2 protein-coding genes are annotated in these 1,245 nt (G+C 44.5%); both read right to left on the bottom strand.

The window, feature by feature from the left end; genetic code table 11:
• Nucleotides 1-166: 166 nt before the first annotated feature.
• Nucleotides 167-667: a GNAT family N-acetyltransferase gene (locus tag EIZ48_RS28265; RefSeq protein ID WP_160658724.1), complete on the bottom strand. Its 501-nt coding sequence runs from the start codon at nt 665-667 to the stop codon at nt 167-169.
• Nucleotides 664-936, bottom strand: coding sequence for a type II toxin-antitoxin system TacA family antitoxin (locus EIZ48_RS28260; protein WP_160658722.1), 273 nt, complete (start codon nt 934-936; stop codon nt 664-666). Before EIZ48_RS28260 ends, EIZ48_RS28265 begins: the two co-directional genes overlap by 4 nt.
• Between the last annotated feature and the right edge of the window lie 309 nt (nt 937-1,245).

Raw genomic sequence — 1,245 nt, 5'->3', positions numbered from 1 at the left:
TACGCTGAGAGTTTGGCGGTCAAGTAGGAAGGTCGCATGTGGAAATGCCTAACAAGGCAATCAAGGTGACCCGTTACACTCGGCGGTTTTGGTATGAAGTTCAGTGTGCTTTGTTAGTTTCGTGCGGGGCACCTTATCGCAAGCGTTAGCCGCGAAAGGCGATATTTTAATCGCCAATACTCGCTCTTACATCTGCAATCGTGATGAACAGTTTATTTTCAGCATCTTGAAATGCAGTGAATCCATATTTTCCGTAGAAGTATTCAGCACCATCTTTAGCGTCAACGATAACAACAGGGAATGCTACAGTTTCACTGGCCATCAGTAATTTTCGAAGTGCATCAATAAGCAACCATTCGCCATAGCCATTACCTTTGTATCGTTGATCGACTGCAAGCCTTGCGATTAAGCCGCCAGAGCTGGCATTATGATGCTTCTTTTGTAGTTTAGCTGGTAGTGATGTTAAATCAATTGGTGTCATAGTAAGCGTGTAATAGCCTACAACATGCTCGGTACAGTCTACATCTTCAAGTACAAATGTACGGGTGTTATCTTTCTTGGCTTGTTGACTAGCCATGATTTTCAAATAATTGTTTAGAGCGTCAATACCACAATCAAAACGATGACGGTCATGCTTAGTTTTGTCTAATTGCACCGTCTTCATTATTGCGTTTTTTCCTTGTAACGAGCTGCCGCCTGTTGCAGTCGCGCATTAGGTTTAGCTGGTTCGTTAAGAGCATCCATGAGCATCATGGCATCACGTTGACTTAGTTTAAGCGCTCGTTCACGTTCCATAATCTGTTTCGCTTTTTCAACAGCGGCACTAAGAACAAATGAGTTAATACTAGACATGCCAGCGATGGCAGCGGCTTGTGATAGTAATTCTTGGGTATCAATGTCTACACGGGCAGTGATACGTGGTAGTGCAGTAGCCATACAAACCTCCATTGAGTGTCAAAGTGGCACATTTAAAGTATGGCATGGTTGTTACTGATTGGCAATCGTTGTGTCACTTTGGCACACGGCTAACAAGGCAATCAAGGTGATGCGTTACACTCGGCGGTTTTGGTATGAAGTTCGGTGTGCTTTGCTGGTTCAGTGGGGCACACCTTATTGCAGGCGCTGGCGGATCCCCACATAATTTACGCACGATAATTGTTCCTTGCCATTAGAATTAGGGTGGATTGCGCCCAACGAATTGCTGAATCGTTGATGTGATATTCCAGCCGTCGGAAGACCTCTTTT

It is taken from the genome of Photobacterium alginatilyticum (genome assembly GCF_009910675.1).
Classification (GTDB): Bacteria; Pseudomonadota; Gammaproteobacteria; order Enterobacterales; family Vibrionaceae; genus Photobacterium; species Photobacterium alginatilyticum.
The sequence above is the reverse complement of the archived record's forward strand: the minus strand, read 5'-3'. Positions and strand labels throughout refer to the sequence as shown.